The sequence below is a fragment of the Anaerolineales bacterium genome (assembly GCA_016928575.1).
Classification (GTDB): domain Bacteria; phylum Chloroflexota; class Anaerolineae; order Anaerolineales; family RBG-16-64-43; genus JAFGKK01.
Genome location: JAFGKK010000015.1, coordinates 150,341 through 169,900 on the forward strand (window position 1 = coordinate 150,341; position 19,560 = coordinate 169,900).

At 60.6% G+C, this 19,560-nt stretch carries 16 protein-coding genes; 9 read left to right on the forward strand and 7 right to left on the reverse strand.

The genetic code is table 11. The features are described from left to right. Positions 1–272 precede the first annotated feature (272 nt). The 3 genes from JW929_02865 to lpdA all read right to left on the reverse strand — a co-directional run bounded on the left by JW929_02865 (position 273) and on the right by lpdA (position 4,192). A complete protein-coding gene (locus tag JW929_02865; GenBank protein ID MBN1438326.1) occupies positions 273–1,436 on the reverse strand; it encodes a hypothetical protein in 1,164 nt (387 codons plus the stop codon). Between the two features lie 107 nt (positions 1,437–1,543). Continuing rightward, entirely contained in the window at positions 1,544–2,707 is a 1,164-nt protein-coding gene (locus tag JW929_02870; protein ID MBN1438327.1) for a hypothetical protein, read from the reverse strand. An 81-nt stretch (positions 2,708–2,788) separates the two neighbouring features. Then, the gene (gene lpdA / locus JW929_02875; GenBank protein ID MBN1438328.1) at positions 2,789–4,192 is read right to left on the reverse strand and encodes a dihydrolipoyl dehydrogenase; all 1,404 of its coding nucleotides are present in this window, start codon (positions 4,190–4,192) and stop codon (positions 2,789–2,791) included. 132 nt (positions 4,193–4,324) lie between these two features. Here lpdA and JW929_02880 point away from each other — a divergent pair, with 132 nt between their 5' ends. The 7 genes from JW929_02880 to JW929_02910 all read left to right on the forward strand — a co-directional run bounded on the left by JW929_02880 (position 4,325) and on the right by JW929_02910 (position 11,083). Then, entirely contained in the window at positions 4,325–5,626 is a 1,302-nt protein-coding gene (locus JW929_02880) for a nodulation protein NfeD (GenBank protein MBN1438329.1), read from the forward strand. Beyond that, positions 5,623–6,447: a 5'/3'-nucleotidase SurE gene (surE, locus tag JW929_02885; GenBank protein MBN1438330.1), complete on the forward strand. Its 825-nt coding sequence runs from the start codon at positions 5,623–5,625 to the stop codon at positions 6,445–6,447. The genes JW929_02880 and surE overlap by 4 nt, the downstream gene beginning before the upstream one ends. 46 nt (positions 6,448–6,493) lie before the next feature. Continuing rightward, positions 6,494–7,660 (forward strand): DUF362 domain-containing protein, encoded by a 1,167-nt coding sequence (locus JW929_02890; protein ID MBN1438331.1) that lies wholly within the window; start codon positions 6,494–6,496, stop codon positions 7,658–7,660. A 135-nt stretch (positions 7,661–7,795) separates the two neighbouring features. Continuing rightward, complete coding sequence (locus JW929_02895) at positions 7,796–8,404, forward strand: hypothetical protein (protein ID MBN1438332.1); 609 nt, start codon at positions 7,796–7,798, stop codon at positions 8,402–8,404. Next, positions 8,401–9,390, forward strand: a complete 990-nt coding sequence (gene corA / locus JW929_02900; protein MBN1438333.1) for a magnesium/cobalt transporter CorA — start codon at positions 8,401–8,403, stop codon at positions 9,388–9,390. Before JW929_02895 ends, corA begins: the two co-directional genes overlap by 4 nt. 63 nt (positions 9,391–9,453) lie before the next feature. Beyond that, positions 9,454–9,942, forward strand: coding sequence for a hypothetical protein (locus JW929_02905; GenBank protein ID MBN1438334.1), 489 nt, complete (start codon positions 9,454–9,456; stop codon positions 9,940–9,942). 142 nt (positions 9,943–10,084) lie between these two features. Then, positions 10,085–11,083 (forward strand): aldolase catalytic domain-containing protein, encoded by a 999-nt coding sequence (locus JW929_02910; protein ID MBN1438335.1) that lies wholly within the window; start codon positions 10,085–10,087, stop codon positions 11,081–11,083. Between the two features lie 13 nt (positions 11,084–11,096). On the opposite strand, the gene JW929_02915 is transcribed toward JW929_02910, so the two are convergent. Continuing rightward, positions 11,097–11,405, reverse strand: coding sequence for a WXG100 family type VII secretion target (locus tag JW929_02915; GenBank protein ID MBN1438336.1), 309 nt, complete (start codon positions 11,403–11,405; stop codon positions 11,097–11,099). Between the two features lie 72 nt (positions 11,406–11,477). Between JW929_02915 and JW929_02920 the strand changes: the two genes are divergently transcribed. Further along, a complete protein-coding gene (locus JW929_02920) occupies positions 11,478–12,848 on the forward strand; it encodes a hypothetical protein (GenBank protein MBN1438337.1) in 1,371 nt (456 codons plus the stop codon). Between the two features lie 36 nt (positions 12,849–12,884). Here JW929_02920 and JW929_02925 read toward each other — a convergent pair whose 3' ends face one another. After that, positions 12,885–13,133: a helix-turn-helix transcriptional regulator gene (locus JW929_02925; protein ID MBN1438338.1), complete on the reverse strand. Its 249-nt coding sequence runs from the start codon at positions 13,131–13,133 to the stop codon at positions 12,885–12,887. A gap of 844 nt (positions 13,134–13,977) precedes the next feature. On the opposite strand from JW929_02925, the gene JW929_02930 reads away from it, so the two are divergent. Then, positions 13,978–15,354 (forward strand): TrpB-like pyridoxal phosphate-dependent enzyme, encoded by a 1,377-nt coding sequence (locus tag JW929_02930; GenBank protein MBN1438339.1) that lies wholly within the window; start codon positions 13,978–13,980, stop codon positions 15,352–15,354. A gap of 185 nt (positions 15,355–15,539) precedes the next feature. On the opposite strand, the gene JW929_02935 is transcribed toward JW929_02930, so the two are convergent. After that, positions 15,540–16,865, reverse strand: coding sequence for an HlyC/CorC family transporter (locus JW929_02935; protein ID MBN1438340.1), 1,326 nt, complete (start codon positions 16,863–16,865; stop codon positions 15,540–15,542). Between the two features lie 51 nt (positions 16,866–16,916). Next, positions 16,917–19,475: a GAF domain-containing protein gene (locus tag JW929_02940; GenBank protein ID MBN1438341.1), complete on the reverse strand. Its 2,559-nt coding sequence runs from the start codon at positions 19,473–19,475 to the stop codon at positions 16,917–16,919. Between the last annotated feature and the right edge of the window lie 85 nt (positions 19,476–19,560).

Below are 19,560 nucleotides of genomic sequence, written 5' to 3' on the forward strand. Positions count from 1 at the left end.
CCGAAGACTTGTCTGGGAAAATTCTACCACACGTCTGAAAAGAGAAGATTAAGCGACCGTTAATTCGGATTGAGCAAAACGCTATTGCAGGTGCGCGAGAGGCTTCGATCCATGCGGGAAAAACGGGGAATTCTCAAACGAAAACTCCCGGCTTGCGGAATCCTTATTGCGATCTTGTCGAAGATCTTACCACCCTCGGAGAATCGCCTTTCATTTTCCTTTTCATCAGGCGCCGGACGGAAAACATTTCGGACGGCAAAGTCATCCGGCGGTTATATTTCCCGGAAAAACACCCTGTGATTCTTATAGGGATTGCCGCCCATATTTATCAAATCGGCCCGCATTTCCTTGGTCGTTTCGGCTACCTGGCACAATTCCCCGTACTTGAATTGTTGATGACGCATGTTCAGGGTTTTTTCCAACTCGGTGTAGAGCAGGACGTTGCCCCCAAGTCCGCGGTATTCCGGGAGGATCCCCGCGCCGTTCACCGCCATCCATTCGGTGCGATTGACTTCACGCAGGATGTCGATCAGCGCGCCTGGGGAGGGGATCGGATCCAAAAAGGAGAACGGCGGGACATACCCGCGGGTGCGCTGCAGGGCCGCCGAGACATCCGGGAAAGCAAGCACAAATCCCACAACGTCTTCCTGATGGGCAATGATTTTTATGAACTCGTAATTCACAAGTTGCATGATGTTTTCGACGACGAAATTCACCTCGCGGTCTGAAAGCGGGTAATACTCCCAATTCTTCACGAAAGTTTTATTATAGGTTCGGATAAATTTCGGAATCCACGCCATCAATTCCTTGTTGGATTTGAATTCCAATACGCGGAGCGTATTGCGCTTTTTCGCCCTTTCCGCAACGCGGTACAGACGCTCCGGGAAGGTGATTTTTTCGCGCGGGAGGTAACAGGTGATGAAATCCACCTCCTTGCGGAACCCCATCGCCTCCAGGAAGCGCGGCAGATACGGGGGATTGTAGGCCGACATCATCATCGTCTGGCGGTGCTCAAAACCCTCGACCAGCATACCGTAGCCGTCGAGCGGGCCGAAACCCTTGGGCCCCAGCATCCCGTTCAACCCCCGCTTCCGGGCCCAGGCAAACGCCTTGTCGAACAGGAATTGGGCCACGTGCGGATCGTCGACCGACTCAAAAAGGAAAAACGTCGCCACCTTGCGGTTGTGGTACCGGTTGTACGGTTTGTTCTCCATTACGGCGATCCGGCCGGCGTCGACCCCGTCCTTCACGGCGATGAAGAAATCCGCGTCGGAATGCTCGTAAAAGGGATGCTTCTTCCGGTTGAGCTGGAGGGACAGATCGCCCCACAACGGCGGAACCCATTGCTTGCTCCCGGCATACATTGGAAAGGGAATTCGAAAGAAGCGGATCACGTCGGAGCGTTTGCGGGTGTCGAGGGATTCGATCTGGATCATGGCGGCACTCCTGATCCCTTCCCGCGCTCCCCAATCCGCGAGTCGCTTCCCCGTGGAGGCGGGGAAGCCGTCCCGCGGATTGGGCGAAGGCCGGAAGGGGCGCGCGATTAGATGCTGCGGATGAAAACCCGGTGGTTCTTGTGGAATGCCCCGCCGAGATTGGCGAGGTCGGAGCGCATTTCCTTGGCGGTTTCGGCCACCTGGCAGAGCTCTCCGTAGTTGAATTGGCGGAAATGGCTGTTGATGGTTTTTTCCATCTCCGAGTACATCAGGGCGTTTCCGCCCACCCCTTTGAACTCGGGAAGGATGCCGCCGCCGTTGAGCGCAAGCCATTCGGTCCGGGAGACTTCGCGGAGGATATCCGGAATCGCCAGGGGCGGGGGAACGCCGTCCAAGATGGCCAAGGGAGCCACATAGCCGCGCGTCCGCTGCAGCGCGGCGGAGATGTCGGGAAAGGAAAGGATGAATCCGACGACGTCGTCCTTGTGGGTCATGATTTTTATCAGATCTTGATCCAGGAATTGCATGATGTTGTCGACGACAAAATTCACTTCCCGATCGGACAGCGGGTAGTATTCCCAATTCTTGACAAACGCGGCGTTGTACGCCCGGATGAATCCGGGAATCCAGCCCAGCAACTCCCTCTTATTCTTAAAGGAAAGGACGTTAAAGGCTCCGCGCTTGAGAACGCGCTGGGCAATGGAGTGCACCCGGTCCGGCATGCGGAATCCTTCGCGGGTGATCAGGCAGGTGATGAAATCCACCTCCTTGCGGAAACCCAGCGCCTCCAAAAAGCGCGGCAGGTACGGAGGATTGTAGGCGGACATCATCATCGTCTGCCGCCGGTCGAATCCGTCCACCAGCATCCCGTAGCCGTCCAGCGGGCCGAACCCCTTCGGACCCATCACCTCCGTCAGCCCGCGGCTGCGGGCCCACCCGAAGGCGCGTTCGAACAGGGCTTTGGCAACCTCCGGATCCTCGATGCATTCAAACAGGTAAAACGCCGCAACCTTGCGGTCGTGGTAGCGGTTGTAGGGCTTGTTTTCCATTACCGCCATACGGCCGACATCCCGGCCCGATTGCGAGGCGATGAAGAAATCCGCGTCGGAGTGTTCGTAGAATGGGTGTTTCTTCCGGTTGAGCTGCATGGACAGGTCCGACCACAGCGGCGGGACCCAAAACGGGTTCCCTTCGTACATCGGAAACGGCACTTTATAGAACCGGATCACGTCGGAGCGTTTGTTGCTGTCGATTTTCTCAATCCGCAGCATGAAGACTCCTGTTAATCCATGGAATGGAGTTCGCCATCGGACGGTTGCGGGGCGTTTCTTGCCCCGCAATCCGCTTCCGGTTTACAAGTGGAGGTAGCCTCCGTGCAACCCATGGGCCGCCTCCATCAAGCTCTCGCTTAAGGTGGGGTGCGCGTGGATATTGCGAGCGATCTCCTCCGCGCCCAAGCCCGCCCGCTGTGCGAGGGTGAGTTCCGGCAACAATTCCGATACTTCCGGCCCGACGAGGTGCGCCCCGAGCAGCAATCCCGTCTGTTGATCGGCGATCAGCTTCACCCAACCGGCGTGCTCTCCGATCCCCAGGGCTTTGCCGTTGGCTTGGAAGGGGAAGCGTGCGACTTTGACTGTATAACCCCGCTCCGCCGCCTGGGATTCGGTCAGACCTAAGGAGCCCGCCTGCGGGTGCGAGTAGACGGCGCGCGGAAGGAACTCATAATCCAGTGCGGCGGGCTCTTGACCAGCCATGGCTTCCGCGCACGCCAAGCCCATTGCGGATCCGACGTGAGCCAGCATCAGTTTTCCGGTGACATCGCCGATCGCCCAGATCCCGGGGACGTTGGTCGCCATGCGGCCGTCCACGGAAATGCGGTTTTTTTCCATCGCCACGCCAAGGGATTCGAGGCCCAGCCCATCCGAGTTGGGGCGGAAGCCGACGGCTACCAGCACCAGTCCGGCTTCGAGGAATTCGCCTTCGGCGCCGCCTTGCAGGCGCAATCGGACGCCTTCGCCGGCCGATTCCGCCGATTGCACCTTGCATCCGGTGCGGATTTCGATGCCCAGCCGGCCGAAGGCCTTCGTCAATTCGGCGCTGACCTCTTCATCCTCCAAAGGAGCGATCCGCGCCAGCATCTCCACGATCGTCACCCGTACGCCGTAGGCGTTCCAGAGTGCGGCGAATTCGAGGCCGATCGGGCCGCCGCCAACAATCACCGCCGAAGAGGGCAAGGCCTCGCGGAGGATCGCCTCGCGGTAGGTGAGGATGCGGATTCCGTCCGGACGGATCCCGGGCGGGGAGGCGGGCTGAGCGCCGGTGGCGACGACGATGTGCTTCGCGGTGAGAGAAAACGGCGTATCTCCGTCCGCTTCGGCGACCGTCACCGCGCCGGGCCCGGTGATGCGGGCCGCGCCGCGGATCACGTCGACGGCGTTTTTCTTGAGCAGGAATTCGACACCTTTAACCATCCGTCCGGAGATCCGGCGCGAACGGCGGACGGCGGCGGAATAATCCACCGTGACATCACCGGTTTCAAATCCGAATTCCTTTCCGCCGCCGCGGACCGTGCGGATGACCTCGGCGTTGCGGAGCAGGGCTTTGGAGGGGATGCAACCGACGTTTAAACAAACCCCGCCCAGAAATTCCCGTTCCACGACCGCGGTTTTCAGGCCCAGTTGGGAGGCGCGGATCGCACAGACATATCCGGCCGGCCCGGCGCCGATGACGATCACGTCGTACGGGGATTTGGGCAAGAGCCCTCCTTTTCCGGCTGTGGGAACCGGACGGGCGGTTTTTCCTTCCCCCGCGGGGGGCCGGAGCTCCGAAGCGCCGCGGGTTGCTGAAAATTCCGGGCCAAGGGGATTATAATTCCAAATCAATCCGCTATGAAGAAAATCGCCTTCGCCTTCGCGGTTTTGTTGTTTTGCGGTTTCCGGACTCAGGTCCGGGCCGAAGGGCAGACGCGCGTCTTGTGGTTGAAGGCCGAGGGCGCGGTTTCCACCGTCATGACCGAATACGTCGAACGCGGCGTCAAATTGGCGGACACGGAGAATTATTGCCTGATCGTCTTGGAGCTAAACACGCCGGGCGGACAGATTAGTTTGATGGAACGGATCGTCACCGCCCTGCGCGGGAGCCGGATCCCGGTGGTGGTATACGTCGCTCCGCGCGGAGCGATCGCCGGAAGCGCCGGAACGCTGATCACCCTGGCCGGCCATGTGGCGGCGATGGCGCCCGAGACGGCCATCGGCGCCGCCAGTCCGGTGGGATCACAAGGCGAAGACCTTAACACCACGCTGGAAACCAAGGAGAAGGAGATCCTTCGCGCCCTAATCCGCTCGCTGACGGAATCCCGCCCGGCGGAGGCCGTCGCCTTGGCCGAAAGCACGATCGAATCCGCCAAGGCGGTCTCCTCGCGCGAGGCGCTGGATACCGGGCTGATCGATATCCTCGCGGATTCGCGGGAGGATCTTTTGCGACAGTTGGACGGCAGGACCGTCCGCCTGGCCCAAGGCGAGGTTGTCCTGCGAACCGCCTGGGCGACGGTGGTGGATTTGGATTTGACCGTAATTGAGATTCTGCTCGGGCTGATCACCAATCCCAACATCGTCTTCCTTCTGCTGGCCGTCGGCGTGCAGGCGATCCTGATCGAGTTTTCCCAACCCGGAGGTTGGGTGGCGGGATTCATCGGTGCGGTCTGCCTGGCGCTGGCTTTCTACGGAATGGGGCTTCTTTCCGTGAATTGGCTTGGATTGGTTTTCATCGTCCTGGCCTTCGTGCTTTTCTTTATGGAATTCCAGACCCCCACCCAGGGCGCGTTAACGGCGGCGGGGACGGGATCCTTCATTGCCGGTGCGCTGATCCTCTTCAACTCGCCGGCCACGCCGGAATTCCAGCGCGCCTCCGTTCCGTTGATCGTTGGCACGGGGATCGCCCTGGCCCTGGTTTTTTCGCTCGTCATCGGGCTGGCCCTCCGCGCCAGAAAGCTGCCGATTTCAATGGGCCGGGAAGCCCTGGCCGGGAAATTCGGCGACGTGCGCACGGCGCTCGCGCCGAGGGGGATGGTGCAATCCGAGGGTGAAATGTGGACCGCCGAAACTGAAGACGGCGCCCACTTGGACGCGGGAACGCGTGTTCAGGTGGTTCGGGTCGAAGGCTTGAGGCTCATCGTGCGGAAGGCGCCGTGACCCGCCCCTCCATTCTTCTGACCAACGACGACGGCATCGACGCGCGCGGCTTGTGGATCGCGGCCGAGGCGCTGTCCGCCGTCGGCGAAGTGACGGTCGCCGCGCCAAACCGGCAGTGGTCGGGGGCCGGCCGAAGTTTGCCCCGCCACACCTCCGGACGGATCGTCACCGTTGAGAAAACCTTCGGCGGCGCGGTCCGCAAAGCGTTCGCCGTCGACGGGTCTCCGGCGCAGACGGTGTTGTTCGGCTTGTTGGAGATCCTGCCGACGCCCCCGGCGCTCGTCGTCTCGGGCATCAACCTCGGGGAAAATGTCGGTTATGGTGTCACCATGTCCGGCACGGTGGGCGCGGCGCTCGAAGCGGCGGCGGCCGGCCTGCCGGCGATCGCGATCTCCCAAGCCACTCCCTCCGGATTGGCCATGGACGACGACCGGGACGCGGATTTTTCCGCAACGGGGTATTTCGCGGCTTTGTTTGCGCGCAAGCTGATCGCCGCCGGCCTCCGGGAAGAAGCCCTGGTATTGAAGATCGACGTCCCGATCCGCGCCACTCCCGAAACGCCGTGGGCCCTCACCCGCCTTTCGCGCGCGCGGTACTATCAGCCGATGCGCCCAAAGCGAAAATCGTTTTCCGAGGCGGCCGATATCCCCTACCGGATTCACTTCAACCCGCAAATCGAGGCGGCGGATACCGACGTGTATGCCCTGCACAATCGGCGGATTGTCTCGGTTACGCCGCTCGGCTTGGACCTCACCGCCCGCGTGGATTTTCCCGCACTCGAGTCGGCGCTGCGGAATTCGGATGATCCGCCCGGCGCTTAGGCCGCCGCCGCGCCCGCCTGTTCGATGAACAGAAAGGAGACAACCGATGGCCAGCAAAGTATATTGGGGTTCCCCGCGTCAGTCCGTGATCGGACGGGAAGAAACCCTTCCCGCCAAACTCGATGTGATTCTCGAAAAGCTTAAGGTCCGCGAGCGGGTGAAGGGCGAGACCGTGGCGATAAAAATGCACACCGGCAATCACATCATCACCTCGACCATCCATCCGGTTTTCGTCCGCAAAGTGGTGCAGGCGGTCAAGGAGGGCGGCGGCAAGCCGTTCGTCGCCGACGTCAACTGGGATGCGGAGGGCGCGGAAGAAAGAGGATATTCCTCCGAGACGATCGGATGTCCGGTGTATCCGACGGCCGGGCCTGACGAAAAGTATTTTTACACCCACACCCGGGAGTTTAAGAATCTTAAGGAGTGGAAGGTGGCGGGCCTGATCCAGGACGCGACCTTTCTGATTAATTTCGCCCACATCAAGGGCCACCCTTCCTGCGGGTTCGGCGGCGCCTTCAAGAACATCGCCCTCGGATGCATGGTCGGCGAGACGCGCCGGGCGATGCATGACACGGTTCATTTCGAAAAATACTGGTTCGCCGAGAAATGCCCGGACGAGGCAACCCGCCAAAAAATCATCGATTCCTGCCCGATGGGCGCGCTGGTCCCGGACCGGAACGATCCGCGCGAGCTGCACTTGCACACCGAGCCGTGCAACCAATGCGGCCGCTGCCTTAAGGTCGCTCCGGAAGGATCGCTGAAGATCGCTCCGGCGACTTTTTGGGCTTTCCAGGAGGCCTGCGCGATCAGCACCGCGATCACCCTCTCGACCTTCGCCCCGGGCAAGGCGGTTCACATCAGCCTGGCGACCCAGATGACCCCGGTGTGCGACTGCTTCGGCTTCACGGGCATGTCGATCCTTCCAGACGCGGGCATCTTCGGTTCGGACGACATCGTCGCGGTCGACCGGGCGGTGCTGGATACCGTCGCCAAGCTGAAGCTCATCGATGAAAACATGACCGCCTCGCTGAAGCCGTACCTGTGGCCGGAGGGGCATCCGTTTACCCGCATGCATGGACCGATGAAGGACCCCTATAAAGTGACCGAATACGGTGAAGCGCTCGGGTTGGGGTCTCGCGAGTACGATCTCGTCGATGTGCTGCCGGTGGACGAAAAGGCGAAACCCAGCCGATGGTTCATTTCCGCGGCGTGAGCGAAAAAGCGAACACCGAGATTGCTTCCCGGCACAAGAATGCGACCGCGGCCGCCGATCGCGGCAATTCACAGGGAGCGCGCAAGCGGTTGCTTTCAAGCGACGAATTCCGTCAGCGCCGGCAAATGAACGCCCATGGTCCGGATGGATGAGGGAAAAACGAACTTCAAGGTTTTCTTTTCACTCCCCGGAGAACCGGCGGCCCGGCGGATCACGTTCCTCGTCCTCCTCACCTGCGCGGCGATCGCCGCCGGGGCCGCGGCGCTGATCCTCACCTGGATGGTCTCGGGCGACCTGGAGGCGGCCACCGTCGCAGCCGCCGTGGTTTTGGCGCTGATCCTGGCCGGGTTGGCCGGGATGTCGCTGCGCGGAAAGGGCCGTGTGGCGCTGGTCCTTCTTTGCGGCTTGCTTTTCCTCCTCGTAGCCGCGGATTTGTATGCTTACGGTTTGCACTCCTCGATGGCTTCCGCATTCCTGATCCCGATCGTGTTGGCGGCCCGCGGCTTCGGATTGCGGGCGGGCATCGGCGCGGCGGCGGCCTGTTCCCTGTTCAGTTGGCTGCTCGCGGCCGGGGCAAATGCGCCTTGGCTCGCGGCCCCGTATCCGGCGGACATTTCACACCTTACCTTCGACGCCCCGGCGCTCACCGTGGTCTTCCTGATTTGCGCCGTCATCGCCGGATACGGGGCCGACGGCCGGCGGCGGGGAGCGGACAGCGAGATTACGGGCAAGGAGGGAACATGATCCGGACGTTGTATCGCACGCCGGAGGGGGAACTGCGGTGGGATCTGAAGCCGGAGGATTTCCCCTCCGCGCTAAACACGCCGGACGGAGTGTTGTGGGTGGATTTCGAGAACACCCCGGCGCAGGAAGATGAACCGATCCTGCTCCAAGCCTTCCGATTCCATCCCTTGGCGGTGGACGACGCGCTGCGGGAATCCCATGCACCGAAGGTGGAAGACTGGGATTCGTACTTGTACCTCGTGCTGCACGCCATCGCTTTCGGGCGAAACCACGACGGGAAGCTGGAGACCGACGAAGTGGACGTGTTCCTGGGGCGGAATTACATCGTCACGCACCACGATCAGCCGGTTGCCGCAATCCATCACGTCTGGGATTGCTGCCGGCGGGACGAACGCTACCTCAGCCGGGGGACCGACCACATTCTCTACCGGCTTGTGGACGATATGGTGGCGGCCTATATGCCGGCGGTCGAGGAGATCGACGAGGCCATCGAAGCCCAGGAGAACGAAATTTTCGACCATCCCACTCCCGCCAATCTCGCCGAGCTGTTCAAGCTTAAACGCGCCCTGCTGCAGCTTCGGCGGATCATCGCCCCCCAACGGGAAGTGCTCAACAAATTGGCGCGGGACGACTACCCGGTGATCGACGCCAAGGACCGCATTTTCTTCCGCGACGTGTACGACCACCTGGTCCGGCTGCACGACATCAACGAGAGCATGCGCGACCTGGTCGGCGGCGCGCTCGACACGTACCTCTCGGTGATCAACAACCGGATGAACGACATCATGAAGACCCTTACCGTGATCACCACCCTCTTCATGCCGATGTCGTTCGTGGCGGGGTTTTTCGGCATGAACTTCTTCCTCCCCGCCGGACCCCAGCTGGGAAGCATCATCTCGCCTCTTGGATTTCTGATTACGCTGGCGGTGATGCTCGCCCTGCCGATTCTGATGATCCTCCTGCTGCGGAAGAATGGATGGATGTGACGGCGGCATCCCGCGGCGGATTCCGTTCGCGGCGGCGGGGAGTCGCGGCTATAATAACGGCCTATGCCCTCGAAACAGCCTTCTACAACATTACAACCGCCGCCGTTCCCCGCCGGGTTGTTCCTTATGGGGGGAGTCTTCGCCCTTCTGGGTTGGGGCGGAGTGGCGGCGGTGGTATTCCTAACCCAGCCGTTCCTCGGTCCGCGCTGGCTGTTTTTCTTTTCCCTGTTTCTGGCTTTTACGGGAACCGCGCTTCCCGTCGTTTGGTACCTTAACCGGCGGTTCACCGCCGAACGGTTTCCTTCCGAAGGCGTCCTCGTGCGCGAGGCGATCGAAGCCGCATCGCTGGGAGTGTTTCTGATCTGGCTGCAGGCGGGGCGGATGTTCACGCCGTTCCTGGGCTGGGCTTTTTTCGGCGCTTTTCTCGCCGTCGAATTGCTTCTGAGAGTGTATGAAAACAGCCGCTGGTCTCCGGCGGCGCCGGTGGAGGTAGAACCGGCGGCTGGATCGGAGCCGGAAGCGGAGTCTTCCCTCGGCGAAGAACCCTCCTAAACGTTGCTTAACCCCTCCCTGGCTTTTTCCAGATCACGCAACGAAGTGTTCCCCGTTCGGGAAATGTCCGCGCTTCGATTTGGATAGGGCTGGGAGGGGTATAATTCCGCCGACGGTTTTCCGGATCACAAAAAGGCGGGGTATGAAAGAAAAATGCTCATCCGGGACGGCGGGGAAGCGGGGAACCTGGCTGACCTATCGGCCGGACATTAATGTGTTGGATTGCACAATCCGCGACGGGGGATTGGTCAACAACTCCCAATTCACGGATGATTTTGTCCGAGCGGTGTATCAGGCGCTGGCGGAAGCCGGCGTGGATTACATGGAAATCGGATACAAGGGGGACCAGAAAATTTATTCGCCCTCGGAATACGGCTGCTGGAAGCATTGCCAGGAAGAGGATATCCGCCGGATCGTCGGCGAAAATAAAACCGCGATCAAGCTTTCGGCCATGGCCGACGCCGAACGCACCAACTACCATGAGGATTTCCTGCCGAAGGAAAAAAGCGTCCTGGATATGATCCGCGTGGCGGCCTACATCCATCAGATCCCGACCGCGCTGGATATGATCAAAGCCGCGCACGACAAAGGCTACGAGACCACGCTGAACCTGATGTCGGTTTCGATCGTCCACGACCGCGAATTGGAAGAGGCGCTGGAAATCCTGTCTGAATCCGAGGTGGATGTCCTGTACATCGTCGACAGCTTCGGAGCGCTGTATTCGGAGGAAATCCAGGCGCTAACCCGCACGTTCATGAAGTTCGCCGAGGCTTCCGGGAAGAAGGTCGGCGTCCACGCCCACAACAACCAGCAGTTGGCCTACGCCAATACCATCGAGGCGTTGATCCTCGGGGCGAGTTACTTGGATTCGACCGTGGCGGGATTGGGGCGCGGCGCGGGCAACTGCGCGACGGAACTCCTGCTCGGCTTTCTGAAGAATCCGAAATTCCACCTGCGGCCGATTCTACGGTGCATTCAGGAGCACTTCCTGCCGCTGCGGAGTGAAATCACGTGGGGGTACGACATTCCCCTGCTGATCACCGGGCAAAGGAACATCCACCCCCGTTCCGCCATCGCCTTCCTCGAGGGGGACCGCAAGCGGGATATCCTCGCCTTTTACGACTCCATCATGGGGGATTGAGGAAGGCGGAGGATCAACCCTCCACGGATTCCTCGATGGTTTTTTCCACCGTGAACTCCCGGTATTTCTTTTCCAGGGAACGGAGGCCGGGAAGAAGAATGTTGGCAAGTCGACCGGCCGTCTGGCGCAGATCCTCCAAAAATTTTTCCTTTTGTTTTCCCTCCCATTCCGAATCCAGGGACCTGGATATTTCCCGCAACGCGGCCTGATCGTTTTCCGCGGCGCTGCGGGATTCTCCGAACACGCGGGCGACGGCGTCCGCCTCGGGAGGGTGCACGCGGATGATTCTCCGGATGATTCTCGGGCTTTTGTAGACGGGCATTATGTCGCCCCCTTTCGGTATGGATTATAATTCATCCGGCGCACAATTGCTTCGCGCCCGGGGGGGATGCCGATGACCAGAATTCGAATGGATACCGACCTGTTGTTCAAGAACGCCGATGCGATTCATGCCATCGGCGAACGTTTCCGCCGCGATGCCGACAGCCTCCTGTCGAGGATTCAAGGCGTCGGAAGCGCCTGTCCGGACCTCGCGGCGTCGGCACGCAAAGACGCCCTCGAAGCGCAGCAGTGGATTCTCTCCCTAAGCCTTCGGCTGGAAACGCATGCCGAGATGCTCGCGGCGCTGGCCAATGCGTTTAAATCGATCGACGAGGAAACCATCGCCGCGCTGATCGCCGCGCAAGGGGAAGGATGGTTCCGGCAGACGTACTTCCCCGTTCTCTTGTATCCGGATCCGGAAGGGTTCACTCCGTATTACCTCCCCCAGACGCGGGTTTGGCTTTCGGATTGGGTGCCGGTATATGTGCAGGGAGTGCAGGGATTGCGACAAGTCGCCACCTATCACACCGGCCGTCTGGTGACGAATGTCGTCGGCGAATGGACGGATCCCCGAACGGGAAAAGGATATTATGTGGCGGACTTGGGCGGCGGTCAGTTCGTGTACATTCCGAAATCGAAGAACAGCGCTGCCGTCGATTTATCGCTCATTCCGAACCGGGAAGGATCCTTCACGGACGGCCAGCAGGTCGCCGATCCCCCGTTGCCGCCGCCGTTCGGACCCGATGGACGGGATCCTGCGTGGTATCTGCCCGGAGATCCATGGCAAAACCTGATCCTCGGCAACATGGATATCGACGGAATTGGCGGCGGACGCTTTCCGGACATTCCGCACACCAACCTGTGCGGCGAGCTGTCCGTCCTCTTCGCTGTCGGGGAAACGGATTTGGAAGGGGGCCTCTCGCGGTTTGCGCAACTTCGGGGTCTCGGGTATTGGAACAGCGACGGGACCAAGACGGAGTATCACGGCACCCAGGTTCTGCAGAACACCCATCATACGACCAGCGCCTATGATCTCAAGCGTTTATTCGAGGAATGCGGATACGAGGCCCAGATCTCAAACGGCGGATTGCCTCCGCCGGATGTGCTGGCGGCAAAGATCCAATCCGGCCATTCCGTGGTGGTCCTGACCGAATTGGATACCCGGCGGGAAATTTTCCTTCCGTCGGCGAATTCCTTCGGCCCCAATCCCACCTATGGGCAGCTGGTGCCCGGCGCCGCACCGCAGACCCCGGGCCGAGCCGCGCACTGGGTGACGGTGACGGACGTGTTCCAAGACGGCGGCGGGGATATCTTTGTGGAGGTGTTCAATCCCTACAGCGGATCCAAGGAGACGTACACATGGGACACGTTCGTAAAAACCTGCCAACAGCCCGGATCCCAGACGGCTGGAAGCTATACCTATGTTGAAGCGGTCAAACCATGATCCGCCGGAGGCAGCCTGCCGCGCGGTAGATTATTGTCATTGTTCCCGATCGATCAGCGCGTAGATCTCGGCTTTTCGGGATACCCCAAACTTGCTTAATACATGACGGACGTGAGTTTTTACCGTTTCGGGAGAGACCACCAAGCTTTCCGCCATTTCCCGGTTTGTCTGTCCGGCGGCGATAAGGGTAAGAACTTCACGTTCACGCCGGGTTAATGCCGAATAGGAAACGACGGCAGAATCACGAAGTGCACTCTGGGGGAATTGTTCAATAATCCTTTCCATGGGTTCCTCGTTTTTTAGGAAGGAGATGCTGAGGTTCGGGGATAATAGCACATTTGTTCTATTGCTGTCAATCGCCAGAAATAAGGTGGAATTAATGGATATACGTAGATATTAGGTTTCTCTTTAATATTGGAACGGAGTCTATATCATTGAGAAAGAAGCCAGAACTTGGCTTTATTTGTCTACAGAAAGGCGCAAAGACCTCAAACACGTCGTAAAAACTTTTGAGTGTCATGCGGGGAGCGGCCGGCTTTGGTAAGAATAAGAGGTGTTTTTTCCCGGCAGGTGACTTTTTAAAGATCCATATTAACGCCCTCCGTAAAATTTTGGGATTCTACAAATCCGGTGCGTTTTTCCGCCGCTGACAGCGGTAAAGGGAATTGCGGCTTGACATCGCCGTCCATTGGGATATACTCTGCCTCCATTCGAAAATCGAAAAAACGTGGATGAGGACGAGTACGCGGCGAGCGCTCCTCAGAGAGCCGGCGTAAAGGTGGAAGACCGGCGGCGGCGCGAACGCGGAATGGACCTCGGAGTTGCAGGGCGAAAGCAGGCGCAAGATCCCGCCATAGCCTGAGCCGGATCCGCCCCCGTTACCGGGCGGGGGGGGCGCCGGGAAACCGGTAACCCCGACGAGTGAGGCTGGCAAACCAAACCCTGCACATTCACGCAGGGTTTTGCGTTTCCGACACCGGCCGAACTTGGGTGGCACCGCGAGCGAAACGCCCGTCCCAAGAAGGAGACGGGCGTTTTTAATTTCCGGCGGACGGATGGGATTCCTCCGTTGCGCCGAACGGAAACCATCATCCGCCGATCGACCCATTTTTGCTCCAGGAGGAGACGCATGGAAACAACCAAATTCCTGTTGGGGGAAAAAGACGTCCCGAAAGCTTGGTATAACATCCAAGCCGATCTGCCCTTTAAAATCCCGCCCCCGCTTCACCCCGTCACACTGGAACCGATCACGCCGGATTTCCTCTCGGTGCTTTTCCCGATGAGTCTGATCATGCAGGAGGTCAGCCCCGAGCGGTACATCGAAATTCCGGAACCCGTCCGCTACATTTATGAACTCTGGCGACCGACGCCGTTGATCCGCGCTCGGAGGCTGGAGCTTGCGCTCGATACGCCGGCGCACATCTACTTCAAATACGAAGGCGCCAGCCCGGTGGGATCGCACAAGCCGAACACCGCCGTGGCGCAGGCGTTCTTCAACAAGGAAGCCGGGACCAAGGCGCTCACGACCGAAACCGGCGCCGGCCAGTGGGGTTCGGCGCTGGCGATGGCCTGCCACTTCTTCGACATCGATTTGGAAGTGTACATGGTCAAGGTCTCCTACCAGCAAAAACCTTACCGCCGGGTATTAATGGAGAACTTCGGAGCCAGAGTTTTTGCCAGCCCGACGGACCTCACCGATTTCGGCCGCGCGTTGCTGGCCAAGGATCCGCAGAGCGGGGGATCGCTGGGCGTCGCCATTTCCGAGGCGGTGGAAGTGGCCGCCAAATCCAACGGGGCGAAGAAGTATTCCCTCGGCTCCGTGCTCAACCACGTTCTGATGCACCAGACCGTGGTCGGCGAAGAAGCCCTGAAACAGATGGAACTGGCCGGCGAGTATCCGGATGTGGTGATCGGATGCGTCGGCGGCGGGAGTAACTTTGCCGGGTTCTCCTTCCCCTTCCTGCGCGAGAACCTCACCAAGGGTAAAAAGACGCGCGTGATCGCCGTGGAGCCGCTGGCCTGCCCGACGATGACCAAAGGGCTGTACGCCTACGATTACGGCGATACCGCCAAAATGGCGCCGGTGGTGAAGATGGAAACGCTCGGCCACGGATTCATTCCGCCCGCGATTCACGCGGGAGGCCTGCGCTACCACGGCATGGCGCCGCTGGTTTCCGGCCTGCACGCCAACAAATACATCGAAGCCGTGGCGGTCAAGCAGGTTCCCGTCTTTGAAGCGGCCAAACTGTTCCTGGAAACGGAGGGCATGCTCCCGGCTCCGGAAACCGCGCACGCCATCCGCGTGACCATCGACGAAGCCCTGGAAGCCAAGCAGAAAGGCCAGAAGAAGGTTATTGCATTCAACTTCTCCGGCCATGGTTTCCTCGACCTCGGCGCCTATGACGTCTTCAATCACGGCGGATTGGAGGATTTTGAATACCCGGCCGAGGCGGTCGCCGAGGCGGAGAAAGACTTGCCGAAGGTTAATAATGGGGCAATAGCGTAAGCCGAATCCCGAGGGAGGGAATTTCGGAAAGCAAACGCGCCGCCTACGGGCGGCGCGTTTGCTTTCTCCACGGCCGCTTGCCGAAAAGCCGCAGGGAGAGGATGATCCTCTTTCCGGCTTCCAAGCATCCTCGGCCCGCTCCTTGGCGACGCTTGGGGCCGGGGTGTCCACGACGGGATAAGCGGTTAAGCGACTCGGGGTTCTTTCGAATCCGGCGGAAGCGGTGTGACCAGCACCTTATCCACCCGCCGGCCGTCCATGTCCAGGACTTCAAATCGGTATCCCCCCCAATCGAACCTGTCCCCCGCCCGTGGAACTTCGCCCAGTCGGGCCATCATGAATCCGCCGAGGGTTTGGAAGGTCACCTCCTCTTCGTCCAGGAGCCGTTCCAATTCCAGATGATCTTCCATCTCCCCGATGCTGAGCGCTCCGCCCAGAAGCCAGGAACCATCCTCGCGGTGGAGGACTTCCGGTTCGACCGCCTCGCCCTTGAGGGGAAGATCTCCGACGATCGCTTCCAGAATGTCGGTGCTGGAAATCACCCCGGCAACGCCGCCGAATTCGTCGGTGACGACCGCAAACCGTTCCCGGTTTTCCTTGAATTCCTCAAGGGCTTGCAGCGCCTCCGCATTTTCCGGAATGAACAGGGGCGGACGCAGCAGCTTTCGGATGTCCTGCGGATCGCAGGAAAAATTCCGCACCAGAAGGTCTTTTACGCGCAGAATCCCGAGTACGCCGTCCAGGTCGCCCTGCGCCACGGGGAATCGCGAGCGGTGGCTGTTAAGGATCTGGTCGTGAATCACTCCGGGGGATTCGTCCAAGTCGATCCAATCCACGTCGGGACGCGGCGTCATAAGGGATCCCACGCGCTGTCCGCCCAGGCGGAACACGCCCTCGACCATCTCCTGCTCGGCTTCCTCGAATACACCCGCTTGCGTTCCCTGTTCGATCAGCACGCGGATTTCGTCCTCGGTGACGGGCGGCTCCTTGCTGGGGCGGATGCCCAGCATGCGGACGATGAAATTGGACGAGCCGGCCAGGACGCGCACCAGGGGCGAGGCGACGCGGGATATCTTCCGCATCGGCTCGGCCACCGCCATGGCCAGGCGCTCGGACGAATGCAGCGCGAGCTGTTTGGGGACCAACTCGCCCAGCACTAGGGTCAGAAAAGTGATCGCCAAAACCACCAGCGTGACGGAGATCGCCTCGGCGTATGGGGAGAGCAGGGGCAGACCGGCCATCCAGGCGGCGACTTGGCGGGCGATCGTGGCGCCGCCGATCGCCCCCGCCAGGGTTCCGACAAGAGTGATGCCGATCTGAATCGTCGCCAAAAACCGGTCGGGATGCTTGGCAAGTTCCAAAGCGGTGCGCGCGTTTTCGTTCCCGTTCTCGGCCAAGGGCTGCAATCTGGATTTTCGCGCGGAGACAACGGCAAATTCCGACATGGAGAACAGGCCATTGAGCAGAATCAGCAGCAGGAGAATAATAATTTCTAAGGTGATATCTTCCATTTTCCAAATTGTAGCATAGGCGGTGCTCCGTCCCGGCTACGCGGGATCGGGCTACAACGAGGCGGCCGGCACGGTGAAATGGAACGTCGATCCTTTGTGCAATTCGCTTTCAAACCAGATCTTTCCGCCGTGCATTTCCACCAAATTGCGGGTGATGTGCAATCCCAAGCCGGTGCCCGGCAGGTCGCGGACGACCCTTTCTTCCGATCGGAAGAATTTTTGGAAGATACTTTTTTGCTCCTGAAGCGAAATCCCCAGCCCGCTGTCCTGGATCAGGAAATGGACGACCTCGGGAGGGCCGGACGGATCCCATCGATTGGAGGTGCGTTCAGCGGCAATCCGCAAGACTCCGCCGCGCGGTGTGTATTTGTAGGCGTTGCTGACCAGGTTGGTGAGGATTTGGATCAATCGGCCGCGGTCGACCCAGGCCGGCGGCAGGTCGGCGGGAATCTCCAGGGTGAGTTTCTGCTCCTTGCCTTCCATTTGGGAGCGCAATGCCTCGACCACCTCGTCGACGGCCGGCGATAGGGCGACGGCGCTGAATTCCAATTTCAGCCTGCCGGATTCTATCCGCGAGACGTCGTTCAAATCGGAAACCAGCGCGGCCATCCGGTCCACGTTGAGGCGGATTGTGGCGAGGAAATTCGCCTGCGGTTGGCTGACCGGGCCGACCGCGCCCTGGGCCACCAAATCGGTGTATCCGCGGATCGAAGTCATCGGCGTTTTCAATTCGTGGGCGACAAAGGAGATGAATTCGCTCTTGGCCTGGTTGGCGTTGCGCACCTCGGCATAGAGTTGGGCGTTGGAGATGGCGATGGCCGCATGCGAGGCCAGCCGTTCCAGGAACTCGGCTTGCGCCGGCGGAAAGGCGGCTTCGGATTCGGATTCCAGCAGCAAGACGCCGAGAATCCGCACGCCGCGCCGGATCGGCAGGAACAGTGAGACTCGGCCGCAGGGCAACAGGCCGCGCCCCTGGGTTCCCTGCGATTGCATACGAAAAGACTGACCGGTGCGGACGGCTTCTTCAAACCCTTCCGAATCGCGGGGCAGTCGAATTCCTTTCGCCAGGCCGGTCTCCGGCGGATAGCCGAATGCGGCCGAAACCTCAAAGGCGTCCTCGGTGCAAATCGCCGCCAAGCCGCAGGCCGCCTCCGCATACCGGATCCCCCAGTCCAAGACAACGGCCATCGCTTCGGAAGGATCCGACGCGCTGTTCAGCGCCTGATCAAGGCGTTGCAGGGAAGTCAGCTCTTCCGACAGCGCACTCTCGGCGGATCCCGGCGGCGCCTGCGGACGGTCTTTTTCCAGCGCCGCAACGCAGATCGCCGCAAACGCGTTCAACAGCATCGCATCGTGCTCCCGGGGAGGGGCGGCCCGCAAGGGATTCCAAAAAACCACCCGCCCGCATGTTTTTTCCCGATATCGCAAGGCCAAGGAGACGGCGGAGTGAAATTCCGCGCCGCCGCCGTCGGCCGCGGAACAAAACGGGTCGTCGGCCGGTAGGCGGTCGAGGAAGGCCGGCCGGTCGCCGGCGATGGGCCGAACAAAGGGGTGGTCCATTCCGACCGCCGGGAGGTCGGCCCGCCAACCTGCTTCACCGGTTCGGCCGGCCGCTTTCCAGGATTCGGAGGATTCGGGAAGCAGCAGAATAGCAGAGTGGCAAGGCAGAAGATCGCGGGCCGCGGAGAGAATTGTCTCAGGCAGATCCTTTCTCCCCGCGGCGCCGAGGATCAGACGCGACGCCCGGACCAAACCAGAGACCAGCGCCGTCCGGCGGTTCGATTCCCGGACCAAACGGGCTTTGGCGGCTGCCGGACCGACGGCCGCGGCGATCGATTCCAGCAGCGATTGTTCCCCTTCCGTAAAGGGAGTGTCGCGGAGGAGGAGCATCGCCCCGATGACCGACGGACCGGACGACAGAGGGTAACCGGCCCAGGCGGATGCGGATTCGCGGGCGGGTAGGTTTCGGATCCGGCAGGTTTCGGCATACTCGCCGGTGACCAGCGGAACCCCGCTGCGCACGACCGTTCCGCATAAATCCTCATCCGCGGTGAACAGCCTGTTCTCCCGCTCGCCGCGACGGACCTCGTGGTCAAGTGAAAACGCATATGCCAAGAAGGACGGATCTTCATCCGCCAGCGCGATTCGAAAGGAAACGGCCGGGACGCAGTGCAGGATCTGGGATGCGGTTAATTCCAAGAGTATGTCCAGATCGGAGGCCGAGTGCAGCATCTGCATGAAGCGCAGGAGCGCCTCCCGTCTCTCTGTCGGCCCCGCGCTTTCCCAATCCGCTTCCCTCGCGGATGAAGCGTCGGATGGGAGGGAGAATGGAGAATAGGTTTTCGCGAACTCGAGCGAGTCCCCGCGGAAATCGTTCTCCCGCGGAAAACCAACCCGTTTCATCATCCGGTGCTTAATCGGCAGGAGGAAAAGGGCGGTCAGGAGCAGACTTCCGGCGGCAAGTGCCGGGGAGGCCGCCGGGACGGCGGCCGAGACGAGCAGGGCGGCGCCGACCGACAACAGGATGTGTCCGACGTCGAAGAAAATGGAAAGCCAAGAGAGAGTCGGCCGACGGAAAGGATCGAGGGGGCAATCTTCCGCGGGAATCATCTTTGGTCTATTGTACCTTGCCGGCCAGGCCGGCGCCCTCCGGGCAGGATTCCCCGTCCGCCGCAGATTGCGATCCGCGGAACTG